This is a genomic window from Bacteroides sp. B1-V-101 (assembly GCF_023656585.1).
Classification (GTDB): domain Bacteria; phylum Bacteroidota; class Bacteroidia; order Bacteroidales; family Bacteroidaceae; genus Bacteroides; species Bacteroides thetaiotaomicron.
In genome coordinates, this window is the sequence record NZ_JAMOKH010000019.1 from 92255 (window position 1) to 108888 (window position 16634).

The window sequence follows — 16634 nt, forward strand, 5'->3', positions numbered from 1 at the left end:
GTTTTATGAATTAGAATTGAAGATCGATACCAAATGTAAATACTCTACTTTTTGGATAAGCACCCCAGTCCAGTCCCGGAGTCATCGGGGTATTGCTTGCGCTGTTTACTTCCGGGTCATAGCCGCTATATCCGCTTACGCAGAACAGATTCTGACCGGTTGCATACAAACGGAGTCTGGATACATGAAATTTACGAGTCCATTTGTGCGGCAAAGTGTATCCTAAAGTTACATTCTTCAGACGTAAGAATGATCCGTCTTCTATAAAGCGGGAATATACATCATTTACAATATATCCATCCTGTGAAGGAACCAGGTTGGAAGTATTTGTTGGGCTCCAACGGTCAGCTACTTCAGCCAGCATATTTCTACGTCCGTTTCTGGATTGTGTAGAATATAGACGAGTTGCATTATATATGTCATTGCCATAGTTGAACTGAAGCATGAAGCTGAAGTCGATACCTTTATAGTCAAATGTATTTGTAATACCACCAAACCATTTGGGCATAGCGTTACCAATTACCGTGCGGTCATTGGTCGTGATTATGCCGTCGCCATCTTGGTCTTTATATTTAACTACTCCTGGTTTCACAGTGCCATATCGTGCATTGTTTGTAACACCTTCTTTCAATATCAGTTGATTGTCTGGCGTAGTATAGAAGTCAGAACTTTGATAAACTCCGTCGAATTCATATCCATAAATCAAGCCGAGTGATTGGCCTACAGTAGCAATATAATCATAAGCAGTAAAGTTGCTGTCGAATCCGGAGCGGGCGTACATCGATTCAACGCCTGAAGCTAATCCTTTTAATGTGTTTTTGATAAATGAAATATTGAAGTTGGTTTGCCAACTGAAATCACGTGTCTGAATATTAGTCGAATTTAAGCTTAGTTCAATACCCTTGTTCTGAATCTTACCGATGTTTTGCATCTGTGAATCAAATCCGGTAACATGGGCAAGTGACTGTGCTAATAATAAGTCTTTAGTGTTTTTGACAAAGAAGTCGGCAGTAACATTTAATCTGTTGTCAAGAAAACCTAAGTCAACACCCAAGTTGATAGTGCTTGAACCTTCCCACTTCAAATTAGCGTTTTTCAGTTGTTTAGGAGTCAATACAGTTACCGTATTGTTGCCTACGCCATATTTACTAGCTTCGTAAAGATCCATAGAAAGGTAGTTGGAGATACGGTCATTGCCTACAATACCCCAACCCAAGCGAACTTTGAAGTTAGATACCCAATCAACATCTTTCATGAATGCTTCCTCGGAAACACGCCATGCGGCAGAAAATGAAGGGAAGAATCCCCATTTATTTTTGTTAGAGAAAACAGTAGAGCCATCAGCACGAACTGTTGCCGTCAGTAAATAACGGTTATCGTAGTTATAATTTCCACGTGCAAAGAATGATAGCAACATTTTTTCGCTATAGCTGCTTTCTACTTTACTAGGTGTTGCACCCAGACCAAGGTAATCATTTCCTAAGTTATCGAATGGGAAATCCATTGCTTCGCCTAGTAAATATTCAGTGCTTCTGAAAGAAACTTCATGCCCTAACATAACATCGTAGTTGTGTTTCTTAACCTTCTGTTTCCAAGTCAGATTATTGAAGTTCGTCCAACGTACGTCGCGTCCCATTTGTGTACGTCCATAAGGCTTCTGACCGTTACGATAAGCCTCCTTGGAACCATCTTTGTAGAAAATATTTGTACGGTTATTAGTGGTGTTATAGGTTCCGGCAGTTTTAAATGTCAATCCTTTAATAATCTGCCAGCTTATCGAACCATTACCAGACCACATTTCGGCGCGTTTGGTATTTGTTACTGATTCAGTTTGTTTCACTGGATTCACTTGTGCCAAGCTTTCGCCAGATTCGAGCATTTCAGGGTCAATAGCTGAATCAAGAAGCTCATCATCAGTCAGCTTTAATCCCCCAGTAGGACGGGCACTTAAAATCTGCGCTAACATATTGAAACGACCGGAGTCTGCGGATGTACCTACACCTTTACGGTTAGTCAGTGCATAATTGACGGTGATATTGAAAGACAAACTTTTACTTAACTTTTGGTCAAGGCGAAACTTTCCTGTAGTTTTATCGAAACCACTGTTCTTGAAAATACCGTTTTCAATATAGCGTGAGAATGATGCGTTGTATTTAGAATCATCTGTACCTCCCATGATTGACAAACTATGGTCTTGTGACCAGGTAGGATTGAATGTTTCATCCTGCCAGTTAACACCTTTAACACCCATATAGTCATCAAGTGACTGATAACGGTAGGGAATATCATTATCGTCATTTCCCGGCTTGAAGTAGGAGTCTGAATATTTTGAATTAACTTCTCCTTGTAACTTAACAAATTCGTATGGGGAAAGAACGTCTAGCTTTTTAGATATTTTACGATAACTGGCTGAACCATTGTAGGTAATTGTCGGTCTTCCAGTTTTACCGGATTTGGTTGTGATTAATACCACGCCATTAGCGGCACGCGCACCATAGATAGCGGAAGAAGAAGCATCTTTTAAAACTTCAATAGATTCGATATCAGAGTTTGACAAATAGTCGATATCGTCTACTTCAAAACCATCGACAATATAAAGTGGAGAAGAATCTCCTGTCAATGTGCCGACACCACGAATATTGATGCTGAAGCCAGCGCCTGGAGTACCGTCAGTTGAAGTGATTTGCACACCGGCAATCTGACCTCCTAATGCGCCTGCTACAGAACTTGTCTTGAAGCCTTCTACATCTTTGGCGGCGATAGAAGCTACGGAACCTGTCAGGTCACTGCGTTTCATAGTACCATAACCTACTACAACCACTTCATCTAGTGTCTGATTGTCAGGAATCATCTTTACGTTAAGCGGCGATTGACCTGTGAATTTAATTTCCTGTGTCTTATATCCAATATATGAGAATGTAATAACCGCACCTTTATTAGCTTTGATTGTGTAATTTCCATCAAAGTCGGTTATACTTCCCGTTGCGGTTCCCTTAACCTGAACAGTTGCTCCAATGAGAGGAGTATCTGTTTCATCTACAATAACACCTTTTACAGTAGCGTTCTGGGCATGTAAGCTGATCGATATGATCAGTGCCAAGAGGGTGAACAACCCTCTTGCGCTAATTGATTTTATTATATTTGTATAGTACATAACGTGTATTTTTGCATGTATTTATTAGAACTTAGTATCAAACCAAATAAATATCGGAGAAACCCGTGCCCCGCTTGTTGCAGCTTGTGGATCTTTTCCGGTGACGTCATAGGTTATCTGACCAATCATGGCCCCGTTAGCGTAGCCGTCTTTGTTGCGCCACAGATTTGGGTTAATGTGTACTTTGAAGTCTGTCTGGTCAATGTAACCTAACGCTTTGCTTAAATTAGTAGTGTTTTCAAAGTAAGACATCGGTTTTCTGGATGTACCGGCTGTCGCATCATAAGAATTCCACATTTCCGATAAGAAGTTATCTACTTTTTGTGCCAATGCCCCGCTTATATGTGAATCCGGACCTGCTATATTATAGTAGAAGAAGTCACGGCGATAGTCTAATCTGAATGTAGATTTATCTATACCTGCTCCTAAACTTGGAGCTATTGACTCACCACCTCTTGCCGGATTTACCTGGAAGACAAACGGAGTATACTCTAATTGTACATTACTGTCTGAAATCATTGAGAAATGGAAAAATACAGGTTGTTTTACAGAAACTGCCGTTTTTCCTTCTCCGGCTGTTGCGGTAACCATTACCATGCCACATTGTCCTTGTTTTAATCCGGTTATTGTAATCTGTCCGGTAGATTCATTAATAGTCGCTTTTGTATTATTGGGATTATGTTTCAATTCTACTTCCCACTTTAGTGAAGACAAACCATCTTTGGCATCTGTTGCTGTTGGAACCGGTTTTACAGAGTTAAGTTTACCGCCTGCCTCAATTCTGAATTGATCGGCATAGTTTTCAATAGGAGTTAATCCGAGGTTATTTCCGTAGCGGAAATAAGTAAAATAGTTCGGATTTGCTGTGATTGTTAATGTAAATGTAGCAGTCTCTGAACCTTTGGTATTGGTAGCCATAACCTGAACTGTATATTGCCCGACAGGAATTTTGTTTCCCTTCTTAATGGCGATGTTTCCATTCAGATCAAGAGCTAATTCACCTTGAAGGTCAGTTGGCAGATTTACAAATTCATATTTCACTTCATCACCTTTGAAATTCTCATTTTTGTTAATGTCGATTTCTACAGCTTGTACATTGTTTACATCAGCGTATCCGAAGTTAGCTATCGGTTCTATAAATTCAACTGTATTTAGTGTGAATACATTCTCGAATACTACGCCTTCTGGGGAAAATTCATTGATAGCCTTCACACTGATTTGATATTTTTCTCCATCCTTGAATTCATGATGAGCCGCTACAGACAATACGCCCGTTGTCGGATCAATTGTGATTTTATCCGTATTCGGACTAACTGAACTGATACTGTATACAAGCCCTTCCGCAGAACCTTTTAATGCGGGAATATTACTTTGGAAAGTGGTCTCAGGACTACGCTCTCCTTCTTCCTCTATTTTTCCTTCATCAGGAGTGTATATTAATGAAAGTGGGCGGGAAGTTACATTGATTTCCAGCGCATTCTCGAAAATTCCTTTTTCAGGATCCTCTCCAGTTGCGGCAGTTGTCAGTTTGAATGATAGGATGTACTTACCAGGCTGAATGTTTTGATTTCCTTTGATGATGGAAATTTTACCTTTATCTGATACGGCAAAGTAGTCTTCGGGACTTTCTACTGCAACTCCATTCCACATTGCAGAAGCAATGGTGTAGTTTGAAATAGAAATATGATTTCCTTCAGTTCTAATTTGAGAGGTGGGCAGTTCATTGCTGCTTTCTGTGTCGATAATATCTGCATATTCTACCTGCAGTTTTTCCGGATCAGTTTTGATTCCATCAGGCACAGGTTTCATCATGTTGATTTCCACAATGTCGGTATATTCATATCTGTTATTGTTGGAATAACATGCGACAGATAGTTTGTATAGGCCGACAGGAGTATTGCTTGTACTATTTAAAGTGATTTTTCCTGTTTCCGAATCAATGGCGAAGATGCTATCGGAAAACGGTTCTCCATCAAGAGTGATTCTGGTAATGGCAAAATCGTATGGAGCACTGCCTTTGTAAGTCGGGCTACTGATAACTCCTGTCATAGATGGACCGATATCAGTCATTCCTGTATAATAAATGGTAAACTTCGTAGAGTCAGTAGTTTCTGTATCCGAACAGGAACTATTGACTATTGTCACTGCAATTACTATGAGGACTCCTAGTAATCTTGAAGTAATGTTTAGTAATTTAGATCTCATATTTTAAGAGTTATTAGTTTATAAGGTATAAGATAATGTATGTGTCTCTCCATTCACACTTACTTCTACAGAAGCGCTGTTTTCGGAATATCCGCTATCTATGAATTTGGCTGAGATACTGGATGTATCAGTACTTCCATTGACTGGAAGGATAACTGTAATGTAACGTGCGGTTTCATCAGCACTCTTATTCATATCGATGGTGTAAGATTGACGTGTGTTGTAAGCCCCGTCTACGAGATAGGCTATACGTCCCGTGAATGGAGAACAGGTTACTGCTTTATTGGCAAAAGTGCGGACTATAATGTTATTATTATTGCTGAATGCTGTATGGACTCCATTTTTATCTGTATCCATAACAACTTCGCTGGCAGTGCCTTCGCAAAGATTGAAACTTAGATTAATAGTACCTTCTGCATTTCCAATACCTTCATCTACTAATACAAAGAATTTTTTGTTTACGTAAAAGACTGCACGACGGTGCTTTAAGTTATCATATCCTTGATTCTCAAATACAACTAATTCAGTCGCTCCTTCCTCTGATTTCAACAGTTTGCCTGCTGCTTTTTTGATATTCTGTTTTCCGATTGATAAAGTATTGTGTTTATCGATACCACGGAACCAGTAACGTAAGTCATTGTCTCCACCGCTGGTATAATAAGTACACACACCTGAATCAGGGAAAAAATTTCGTCCGTTATGGTATAGTTCGAAAGTACCATTATCTGGCTGGTTATGACTATAGGCACTAAGTGAATTAGAAGCATCATTACTCTTGTTATTGCTTAAAATCATGACTGTAGAAGCCGGTGTCCAACCATTTCGTAATACATAATATCCTGCCTGGTCGAATAGCTTCATATCATTATTGGGGGTACGTCCCTGTGCTGTTCCACCATTTCCGGCAGTTTGCATATATTTCAATTCTTCACTATCCGGGAACATTTCCACATATTGCTTAAAGTTCGTATTTTTAAGGACATTACGTGTCCGGCTCCATGAGTCGTTGAACATTGGGACCACATTATCAGAACCCTTGATAAAGTAATTAGGATATGTGAAGTACATCACTACTTCTGCTGCTTTACGCAGTGGTTCTGTAAAATCTGACGGCAATTTACTGGAGAGTTGGTTTGCCTCTGCTAATTTCATTGCCTCGTAGAAATCCGCAACGATACCGATATGATAGTGGAGCGACATTTCCTTGTGCCATCCGTCACTCATAATTTGATTTTGTACTTCTTCGCTAAGTATCTGATATCCTGTATTCATCCATTTCTCCGCATTCTTAAATTCCGGCATTAACGTTCCGGCAGTAGCCAATGCATTCGCTTGTGATATAAGTATGTTACCTCCTGATTCATACGGATAACCTACGAGAAAATCTGCTTGTTCTGCAAATTCTACCAAGAATGTAGAAAGCCATTCCGGAGTAAAATTAACAGAGTTCTTGAAGTATTCAAGCAATTGTACTTGGTCACCGATACGGGTAGATACCTGTAACTGCCACCATGAGGTAGTATTAGGTCCTGTTGTAGGCTTCGGATTGTTTTCTATCCAATTCTTATATACCTCAATCCATGATTGAATGTATTTCTCATCTCCACTTACACGGTAAGCTTTGGCTTGGGGGATGAACCACTGATGGCGATGAAGTTGTTTCTGATATTCATCAGATGCATCTTTCGGTGAATACTCCCAGTTTATACCTCCGTCTTGTTTTACTGAATAGGGTTTCAGGGTTTCCTTATCTTCATAGAAGTTGTTAACATGAAAGCGATAATCTACCAGTGCATAATCAGCTTTTGCCTGCTCTGCTTCTGAGATCGTCACATTAATTAAAGATAAGTTCGGATTAGTAACATTGGTTCTCGTTCTATAGTATTCCAATAAAGCATTGGCTGCATAATAATGTTCGCCTGCCTCGTAGAATTCTTTAACTTTTTCCAGTCCGGGGTAGTTGAGGTTAATAGCCTCGAATACTTGAGGATCAACAACATCGTTTGGTTTGGCATCAGGAAGCAGATCTATATCTACATTCCCTCCGGTTAATAGATCATCATCATCGTCTGCGCATCCACTAAATGCGAATAGCGCACAAAAGCAAATAAAGAAGATGTTCTTCATACTTTATTAGGTTTTATAATTATTAAAAGTGTTATTTTACTGTTGCAAATGTAGCCTCATTAATTAGATTCTTTAATTTAGGTTGTTCATACTTTGTTCAAAAATGATTTTTTTGATATCAAATTTGTTGAGACATATGTTGTTTTTGTTTAAAAGAGCTGTTTATCTCTTGTATTCTAGTTTTTTATGTGTCATAATGTTATGGATTGTAATATGATATGGAATAGGTTCTGTACAATTTAGGTTGTTTGGATGGATGATTTTAAAGTCCGTCATCATTCAATAAAAGAAGAAAAAAACGTGTTTTGAGGTATAATAGTGCGATACCAAATGTGGTATATGGTACAAGGCAGGTGCATTTTTCTTTCGGAAAAAGACAAAAAACACGATTGCTATAAAAGACTCTATACTGTATGTCTAACTACTATCCTTTTGATTTCTTGATATACTCCGTAGGTAAGCATCCGAAATATTTCTTGAAACTGGTGGCAAAATATGACGGTGTATTGAATCCTACCATAGTACTGACTTCCGCTACCGTATATCGTCCGTCTTTCAGTAGCTTGGCCGCTTCATTGAAACGAATCTTACGGATAAAGTCAATGGTTGATTCTCCGGTAATTGCTTTTAGTTTCAGATGCAGATTAGAACGGCTCATGTTCATTTCTCTGGCGAATTCGTCGGTAGAGAATTCGATGTTATCCATATTCTTTTCCACAATCGCCATGGCACGTTTCAGCAAGGCTTCATCCATTGCATTGAATGTGATTTTCTCAGGTTCTACTTCCAATGATTTGGCGTACTTATCGAGCATCCGTCTGCGTGTACGCATCATGTTCTGTATCTTGGTTGTCAGGATGGCAAGAGAGAATGGTTTGGGGATATAGTCATCCGCACCCATTTGCAGACCTTCCATCTGATCTTTGATATCGGTCTTTGCGGAGAGAATAATAACCGGAATATGACAAGTCCGGATATTCTGTTTCACGTTCTTGCATAGCTTGATACCATCCATAACCGGCATCATGACGTCGGTGACAATCACATCCACTTCGTTGTCTTTCAGTTTTTCCAGTGCTTCTTCACCGTTCCCGGCTTCCAGTGTGTTGAACAAATCCGCCAGTCCGTTACTCAGGTAACGGCGGATTTCATTATTATCTTCTACGATCAGAATTGTTCCGCGCTTCTTATCACCGGATTCCACAGATTCGTTTTCCACTTTCTCCGTGTCGATGAAATACATTGCTTTGGAATTGGTAGAATACACTTGCTCTTCTTCATTCTGTTCGTCATTGGAAGCTAACTCGGAAGGTTTGTAAACAGACAGATCCTGTGGCAGATAGACAGAGAATGTACTGCCTTTGTTTTCTTCGCTGTCCAGTTCGATACGTCCATGATGAAGTTCTATCAGACGTTGTACTAACGAAAGTCCGATACCACTTCCTACGTGCTCACTTTCTATCTGATAGAAACGTTCGAATATCTTTCCCTGTTTGTTGATAGGGATACCTATGCCTGTATCGCTGACTTGCAACAATAGCCAGCCGTTCTCCTCTTTCAGAGTTACGGTAATGCTTTGCCCGCTTTCCGTATATTTAAAGGCATTGGAAAGGAGGTTGTTTACTATCAGTTCCAGATAGTTGGCATCAAAAAGAACTTCTTTGTCTTCCAGTTCAGAGTGTAGAGTATAAGTAATCTTTTTGTGGCGTGCCAGTTTATCGTAGAAGAGGAAGTTGTCCTGTATCAGTTGATGAGCGTTTCCTTTTTTCGCTTTTAGTTCGAACACTCCGAGTTCAGCACGGCGGTAGTCCATCAATTGGTTGACCAGATGCAGCAGGCGGTTTGCATTCCGTTGGATATATTCCAGTTGGTTGCGTGTCCATCGGTCGCTGATTTTGTTAATGATCTCTTGCAGGGGAGTCAGAATCAGCGTCAAAGGTGTACGAAGTTCATGCGAGATGTTGATGAAGAAACGCATCTTCATCTGATTGATTTCTTCCTGATGTTCTTTGTCTCTGCGTTCTATTTCAAGCTGGGCTTCCATACTTTTGCGCATCCAGAAGAAGCGGAAAACAAAAGTGATGAAACCTGCGAAGGTTGCGAAGAAGATGAGTAGTGCCCACCAAGTCTTATACCAGATCGGCAGAACGATAATCTCCAATGCTGTAGGGATAGGATTCCATTTGCCGTCGCTGTTGGCTGCTTTGACAAGGAATTGATAGGTTCCCTGTGGCAGGTTAGAGTAGGAGACGGTGCGGCTGTCCGTCAGATAATACCATTCCTTATCATAACCTTCCAGCTTATAGGCGAAAGTATTATGTTGTCCTGAGATATAGTTGGATACCACGAACTCAATGGAAAAAGCTGTTTGCCAGGATTTCAGTGTGATACTTTTCGTTTCACTGATGTTCTTGGTCAGAATACCGGTCTCATCATCCGGGCGGACAACCTTATTAAACAGTTGCAGTTTGGTGATAACCACCGGAGGCGTATAAGGATTGTCGAGCAATAATTCCGGACGGAAAGTCGTGATTCCGTTGATACCGCCAAAATACATCTGTCCCACAGACGTACGACAATAAGAAGCGGTATTGAACTGATTGCTTTGCAACCCGTCCGACTCTGTAAAGTTACGGAATTTTTCAGTTTCCGGATTAAAGCAGGAAATCCCCCGGTTGGTACTTAACCAGAGTCTTCCGAAGGAATCTTCCAAAATACCGTATACTACGTTATTCGGCAGACCGTTGGTCGTGTTATACCGTTTGATCTGCTTGTCTTTCTCATTGAAACAATAAAATCCTTCGCGTGTACCTACCCAGATGACTCCGTTGGAAGCCTCGTAAATACAGTTCGTAAAGAGCTTCGTGACGTTGGAAACCGGAAGTATGGATGCTTTTTGTATATCCAGACCTTCTTGCTTAAAGACTGATAGTCCCTCTTCTCCACCGATCCATAAGCGTTTATGGGAGTCGCGGAATAGTGTCGTGATTTGTTTGGAGACGACCGGAGTACCGTCTTTCTCTTTTTCAATTGTGGTAAAACTCCGTTGTTCCGGATTAAAACGAACCAGTGCACTGAGTGTCCCCAACCAGAGATTCCCTTCTCCGTCAGGAAGTATGGCATAGACATTCTCATTTACTAGCTGGCTGTTGCGTTGGTTAAAGTTTTCTACCTGACCGCTGTTGCGGTGAAGGATACTCAATCCGCCGGCATGAGTACCTATATATACCAAAGATTTCTTTTCGTCTACATATACCGCCTTGATATTGTTGGAACCGATGCCTCTTGCACTTTCGTCCTCTTGCAGTGTATAAGATGTAAATCGCTGTGTAATCGGATTATAAAGATTCAATCCTCCGTCATTCGTTCCTATCCACAGGTTTTTGTCTTTATCTTCGACAATACAGCTTACTACATTGTCGCTTAACGAGTTTTTATAAGGAATATTGCGGATATTCTTGAAGCGGTTCCGGATAGGGTGGTAATAGTTCAGACCACCGAAATAAGTTCCCAGCCACATACCGCCCTGAGAATCCATAAAGATACTGCGCACCGAACGTTGTGACAGACTGCCGTTTTCTACGGGGTTACTGCTGTACGAGGCAAAAGAATCAGTACCCTCATGATAAATATTCAAGTCGTTGAAAGTTCCGATCCATAAACGGTTTTGTGAATCCATTGCCAGTGAGCGGATGTAATTGGAACTGATACTCTTCGGATTGGAAGGAGAATGCAGATAATTCTTTATTTCCTTCGTTTTCGGATTAATCAGGAACAGTCCGGCTCCTTCGGTTGCCACCCAGATGCGGGTAGGGGATTGCTGAAGAATAGCCTGAATCTGTTTAGTCCCTAAAATGGGGATCACTTTTTCAAAAGTTTTCTGAGTAATAGAGTATGTATAGAGTCCGTCGGTCGAAGTTCCGATATAAATTTGGTCGTCCTGTCTGTAAAGAGTGGAGGCGATTGTCTTATGCATCGCTGTGCTGAAAGAATCATCTCTAAATTTGGATTCTTTGATATCGAACATGATCAGCCCTTCCGGAGTACTGATAAGTAACAGTTCTGGTGAAATCTCTTCGATACCGTTAACTTGCAAATGTTTCCCATTCTTTTCATAGAAGAAGTTCTGGAATATGTCTTTTTCCTCATCATAACGGGACAAACCATCACGTGTACCAATCCATACCCGTCCCTGACTGTCTGTTTTTACAATACGGGAGATGTCGTTGGCGATACTGTTCGGGTCATCCTCATTATGCTGATAAACCGTAAATGCATATCCGTCGTATTTGTTAACTCCGTCATAAGTGGCAAACCACATATTGCCCCTTTTATCCTGATCGATGGAGAACACCGTACTTTGTGATAGTCCCTCATTGATGGAAATATAGGAAAATGTGATTTGTTCCGGAGTTTCAGAAAAGGCGGAATGCATTCCTAAGCATAGGAAAAACAAGTAGATTACTATCTTCTTAAGCTTGCTCATTATTAGTTCACGGGATTAATAATGGCACCAAAGATAGTAATTTCCTTTAAATACCCCATGCATAAAACACAAAAGACTGTATTCTTTTGGATAGTTTCGTAGAGATAATAAATAAGCCCGGCATCATACCGGGCTTTTATACTTACAGAATTCGGTTCGGAAACCGGGGCTTATTTGGATAAGTCTCCTATTTCATCCAGATTCTTTTGAATATCTTCGTCAGTCAGTGCGTAGTTCACTAAATCGCCTGCCAGATATTTGTCATAAGATGCCATATCGATCAGACCGTGTCCGGACAGGTTGAACAGAATCACTTTCTCTTCTCCTGTTTCCTTGCACGCCTTTGCTTCGCGTATAGCGGCAGCAATTGCGTGGCTGGATTCCGGTGCCGGAATAATACCTTCCGCCTGTGCGAACAGACAGCCGGCTTCGAAAGATTCCAGTTGCTGGATATCTACCGCTTCCATCAGATTGTCTTTCAGTAATTGGGAGACGATGACGCCTGCACCGTGATAGCGAAGACCGCCTGCATGGATATGGGCAGGAGCGAAGTTGTGTCCTAATGTAAACATCGGGAGCAGCGGAGTATATCCGGCTTCATCACCGAAGTCATATTGGAATTTACCGCGGGTCAGCTTCGGGCACGAAGCAGGTTCGGCAGCAACGAAACGCGTTTTCTTTCCTTCCAGGATGTTGTGACGCATGAATGGGAAAGAGATACCTCCGAAGTTGGAACCGCCTCCGAAACAACCGATTACTACGTCCGGATATTCGCCCGCCATTTCCATTTGCTTTTCAGCTTCCAGACCGATGATGGTCTGGTGGAGAGTAACGTGGCTGAGTACCGAACCAAGAGTGTATTTACAGTTGGGAGTCATTTGTGCAAGTTCGATAGCTTCCGAGATGGCTGTACCCAGAGAACCCTGATAGGTGGGGTGAGCCGTCAGGATATCTTTTCCCGCACGGGTAGACATAGACGGAGAAGGAGTGACCTGTGCGCCGAAAGTCTGCATAATGCTGCGGCGGTAAGGCTTTTGTTCGTAGCTGATCTTTACCTGATAAACTGCGGCTTCGAGACCAAAAACTTTGGCAGCATAAGAAAGGGCGGCTCCCCATTGGCCCGCACCGGTTTCGGTAGTAACGTTCGTGACGCCTTCTTCTTTGCAATAATATGCCTGAGCCAGCGCAGAGTTCAGTTTATGAGAACCGATCGGGCTGACACTTTCGTTCTTGAAATAGATATGTGCCGGAGTTCCGAGCGCTTTTTCCAGTCCGTAAGCGCGTACAAGCGGCGTACTACGATAATATTTATACATTTCGCGTACATCTTCCGGTATTTCGATCCATGCGTCAGTCTGGTTAAGCTCCTGATGACACAGTTCTTTGGCAAAGATTGGATACAGATCTTCCGCTTTCAGCGGCTGTTTTGTTCCCGGGTGCAACGGCGGCATTGGCTTGTTCACCATATCAGCCTGAATGTTGTACCAGTAATGTGGAATTTCTTCTTCCGGTAGGATATACCGTTTTCTTTTGTCACTCATGTTATTGTGGTTTATTAGTTTTCTGCTGCCAAAAGTAGGCAAAATTTTTAATATTCGTGTAATTTTGTCAACAAAGAATCGAATTCGATTGTTATTTTAGTTAAGTTTGCACGGCATAGCAAATACGACAATAAAAAAATGTGATATGAAGATTTATCATAAATTTCTGTTATATCAGAATAAGCTTCTCAAGCCCTATGTACGTATCCTGCTGGGGTTGGTAGAAGCGCTCACTTATCTGGCATCTCTGTTGTTGATTGTCGGAGTGGTTTACGAACATGGTTTTCCATTGTCCCCGGTCGAAGTACAGCAGATACAGATCTTGTATAAAGCCGTATGGATTATCTTTTTAATTGATGTCACCCTGCATATTTCGCTGGAATACCGGAATACGAAAAAGCAATATCGAAGGCTGGCATGGATATTGAGCGTATTGCTTTACCTGACTTTGGTTCCCGTCATCTTCCATCGTCCTGAAGAAGAAGGAGCGATTCTGCAAGTCTGGGAATTCCTTCACGGTAAGTTTTACCATTTAATATTACTGCTGATTCTTTCTCTGCTGAACCTGTCCAATGGCTTGGTGCGTCTTTTAGGACGCCGTACGAATCCATCTTTGATACTGGCTGTCAGCTTTATGGCTATTATTCTGATAGGGACGGGATTGCTGATGCTTCCGCGATGTACGGTCAATGGCATCACTTGGGTCGATTCTCTGTTTACAGCCACCAGTGCCGTCTGTGTGACGGGCTTGGTGCCGGTAGACGTATCCACCACTTTCACCACCAGCGGACTTGTAGTCATTATCCTGCTCATTCAGATCGGCGGACTGGGAGTGATGACATTAACCAGTTTCTTCGCTATGTTCTTTATGGGAAATACTTCCATTTACAATCAGCTCGTTGTCCGTGATATGGTCAGTTCCAATTCGTTGGGGTCGTTACTGTCCACACTACTATATATCCTTGGATTTACGTTGGTCATCGAAGGCATTGGCATGGTGTCCATCTGGTTCAGCATTCACGGTACGCTTGGGATGAATCTGGAAGAGGAACTGGCTTTTGCCGCCTTCCATTCCATTTCGGCTTTCTGTAATGCGGGTTTCTCCACACTTTCAGGCAATTTAGGAAATTCGATGGTGATGACCAACCACAACTGGCTGTTCATCTCCGTCTCTTTACTGATTATCTTGGGCGGTATCGGTTTCCCGATTCTGGTTAATTTCAAAGATATCGTATTATACCATTTGCGTCATTTCTGGACGTTTGTGCGTACCCGCAAACTGGAAAGGCATAAGATGCAGCACCTCTACAATCTGAATACGAAAATCGTATTGATCATGACTTTCCTGCTGTTGCTGATCGGTACACTGGCCATCCTTGCTTTTGAGTGGAATGCCTCCTTTGCCGGAATGCCTGTGGCCGATAAATGGACGCAAGCATTCTTTAATGCGACCTGTCCGCGAACGGCGGGTTTCAGCAGTGTCGATCTGACATCATTGAGCGTGCAGACATTGTTGGTTTATCTCTTCCTGATGTGGGTCGGCGGTGGATCGCAGTCTACGGCAGGCGGTGTCAAAGTGAATGCTTTTGCAGTGGTAGTGTTGAACCTTGTAGCCGTATTGCGGGGAAGTGAACGGGTGGAGGTCTTCGGCAGGGAATTGTCTCATGACTCTATCCGGCGTTCCAATGCGACGGTCGTCATGTCACTGGGTGTACTGTTTCTCTTTATCTTCATATTGAGCATACTCGAACCGAAAGCCTCTTTGCTGGCGCTGACCTTTGAATGTGTTTCCGCCCTTAGCACGGTAGGATCGAGCCTGAATCTGACGCCTCAATTGTGCGATGCAAGTAAATTGCTGGTATCGTTGCTGATGTTTATCGGACGTGTCGGTTTGATTACGCTGATGCTGGGAATCGTCAAGCAGAAAAAGAATACAAAATACCGTTATCCGAGTGATAACATCATCATAAACTAACATCATGAAGTATATTATTATTGGTTTAGGAAATTACGGGCATGTACTTGCCGAGGAATTATCAGCATTGGGGCATGAAATTATTGGAGCGGACATCAGCGAAAGCCGTGTCGATTCAATCAAAGATAAGGTTGCCACCGCTTTTGTCATTGACGCTACGGACGAGCAATCCTTGTCGGTGCTGCCTTTGAATAGCGTAGATATCGTTATTGTGGCGATTGGCGAGAATTTTGGAGCATCGATACGTGTTGTCGCATTGTTGAAGCAGAAAAAGGTGCCCCGTATCTTTGCCCGTGCCATTGATGCGGTACACAAGGCAGTACTCGAAGCATTCAGCCTGGAGAAGATTCTGACACCGGAAGAAGATGCCGCCCGTAGCCTGGTGCAATTACTCGACTTTGGGGCGACGATGGAAGCGTTCCGTATCGATCAGGATTATTATGTCGTGAAGTTTACCGTTCCGAAGAAGTTTGTCGGATACTTTGTGAATGAGCTGAATATGGATGAAGAGTTTCATCTGAAACTGATCGCACTGAAGCGTGCGAACAAAGTCACTAATTGCCTGGGCATTTCTTTGATGGAGCGTCATGTCAAGAATGAGTTGCCCGGAGATGAGAAGGTGGAAGAAGGAGATGAACTGGTATGCTATGGTAAATACCGTGATTTCCAGTCATTCTGGAAAGCTATTTAATGAAATATAACACTGAATAATGCGAATCAGTAGCATCTATATTTTCTTCATCCTATATAAATAAAAACAAATATTATCTGTCACCTGTCACTGTCTTAGAGTTAACAGATTGATTTTGAGATATAAATGTGGTGACAGCAACGAGTGACAGCAGTGTGATGGCAGAATTTGCCGTCACGCTACTGCCACTCGTTGTAGCTTAATTAGTTTCCACTGCTTGAAACTGTAGTTTCATCAGTAAGAAACCATAGTTCCAAAGGCTTGAAACTAAAAGTTTCGAGCGTATGAAACCAAAGTTTCAAGTAATAGAAACTAGAGTTTCAAGCAATGGGAACTGTACTTCCCTAATAATGGTTGACTTGTTTATCTCTAATAGCTGCTATGTGTTGACTAGAAATATTACTAACCCTGGCAGCTGTTTACTTTATTATTTATTATTCCTGCCTCCGGTTTAC

The 16634-nt window shown here is 41.8% G+C and carries 7 protein-coding genes; 2 read left to right on the forward strand and 5 right to left on the reverse strand.

Features of this window, described 5'->3' with window-relative positions; translation table 11 throughout:
* Positions 1 to 10: 10 nt before the first annotated feature.
* From NBH01_RS15355 to NBH01_RS15375, 5 genes are all read right to left on the reverse strand, one after another.
* Positions 11 to 3154: a SusC/RagA family TonB-linked outer membrane protein gene (locus NBH01_RS15355; protein WP_055229009.1), complete on the reverse strand. Its 3144-nt coding sequence runs from the start codon at positions 3152 to 3154 to the stop codon at positions 11 to 13.
* Positions 3155 to 3178: 24 nt separating this feature from the next.
* Entirely contained in the window at positions 3179 to 5359 is a 2181-nt protein-coding gene (locus NBH01_RS15360; protein ID WP_250700172.1) for a surface glycan-binding family protein, read from the reverse strand.
* A gap of 18 nt (positions 5360 to 5377) precedes the next feature.
* The gene (gene hepC / locus NBH01_RS15365; RefSeq protein WP_250700173.1) at positions 5378 to 7486 is read right to left on the reverse strand and encodes a heparin-sulfate lyase HepC; all 2109 of its coding nucleotides are present in this window, start codon (positions 7484 to 7486) and stop codon (positions 5378 to 5380) included.
* 424 nt (positions 7487 to 7910) lie between these two features.
* Positions 7911 to 11972: a hybrid sensor histidine kinase/response regulator transcription factor gene (locus NBH01_RS15370; RefSeq protein ID WP_225679140.1), complete on the reverse strand. Its 4062-nt coding sequence runs from the start codon at positions 11970 to 11972 to the stop codon at positions 7911 to 7913.
* A 170-nt stretch (positions 11973 to 12142) separates the two neighbouring features.
* Positions 12143 to 13513, reverse strand: a complete 1371-nt coding sequence (locus NBH01_RS15375; RefSeq protein WP_008760379.1) for a TrpB-like pyridoxal phosphate-dependent enzyme — start codon at positions 13511 to 13513, stop codon at positions 12143 to 12145.
* A gap of 145 nt (positions 13514 to 13658) precedes the next feature.
* On the opposite strand from NBH01_RS15375, the gene NBH01_RS15380 reads away from it, so the two are divergent.
* On the forward strand, positions 13659 to 15488 hold the full coding sequence (locus tag NBH01_RS15380; RefSeq protein ID WP_225679138.1) for a TrkH family potassium uptake protein: 1830 nt from the start codon (positions 13659 to 13661) through the stop codon (positions 15486 to 15488).
* Positions 15489 to 15492: 4 nt separating this feature from the next.
* Positions 15493 to 16179 (forward strand): potassium channel family protein, encoded by a 687-nt coding sequence (locus NBH01_RS15385; RefSeq protein ID WP_250700174.1) that lies wholly within the window; start codon positions 15493 to 15495, stop codon positions 16177 to 16179.
* Positions 16180 to 16634 lie beyond the last annotated feature (455 nt).

Excerpts from the sequence above, each read along its gene's own strand:
- NBH01_RS15355 (WP_055229009.1), bottom strand. The coding sequence starts at position 3,154 with ATGTACTATACAAATATAATAAAATCAATTAGCGCAAGAGGGTTGTTC.
- NBH01_RS15360 (WP_250700172.1), bottom strand. The coding sequence starts at position 5,359 with ATGAGATCTAAATTACTAAACATTACTTCAAGATTACTAGGAGTCCTC.
- hepC (WP_250700173.1), bottom strand. The coding sequence starts at position 7,486 with ATGAAGAACATCTTCTTTATTTGCTTTTGTGCGCTATTCGCATTTAGT.
- NBH01_RS15370 (WP_225679140.1), bottom strand. The coding sequence starts at position 11,972 with ATGAGCAAGCTTAAGAAGATAGTAATCTACTTGTTTTTCCTATGCTTA.
- NBH01_RS15375 (WP_008760379.1), bottom strand. The coding sequence starts at position 13,513 with ATGAGTGACAAAAGAAAACGGTATATCCTACCGGAAGAAGAAATTCCA.
- NBH01_RS15380 (WP_225679138.1), top strand. The coding sequence starts at position 13,659 with ATGAAGATTTATCATAAATTTCTGTTATATCAGAATAAGCTTCTCAAG.
- NBH01_RS15385 (WP_250700174.1), top strand. The coding sequence starts at position 15,493 with ATGAAGTATATTATTATTGGTTTAGGAAATTACGGGCATGTACTTGCC.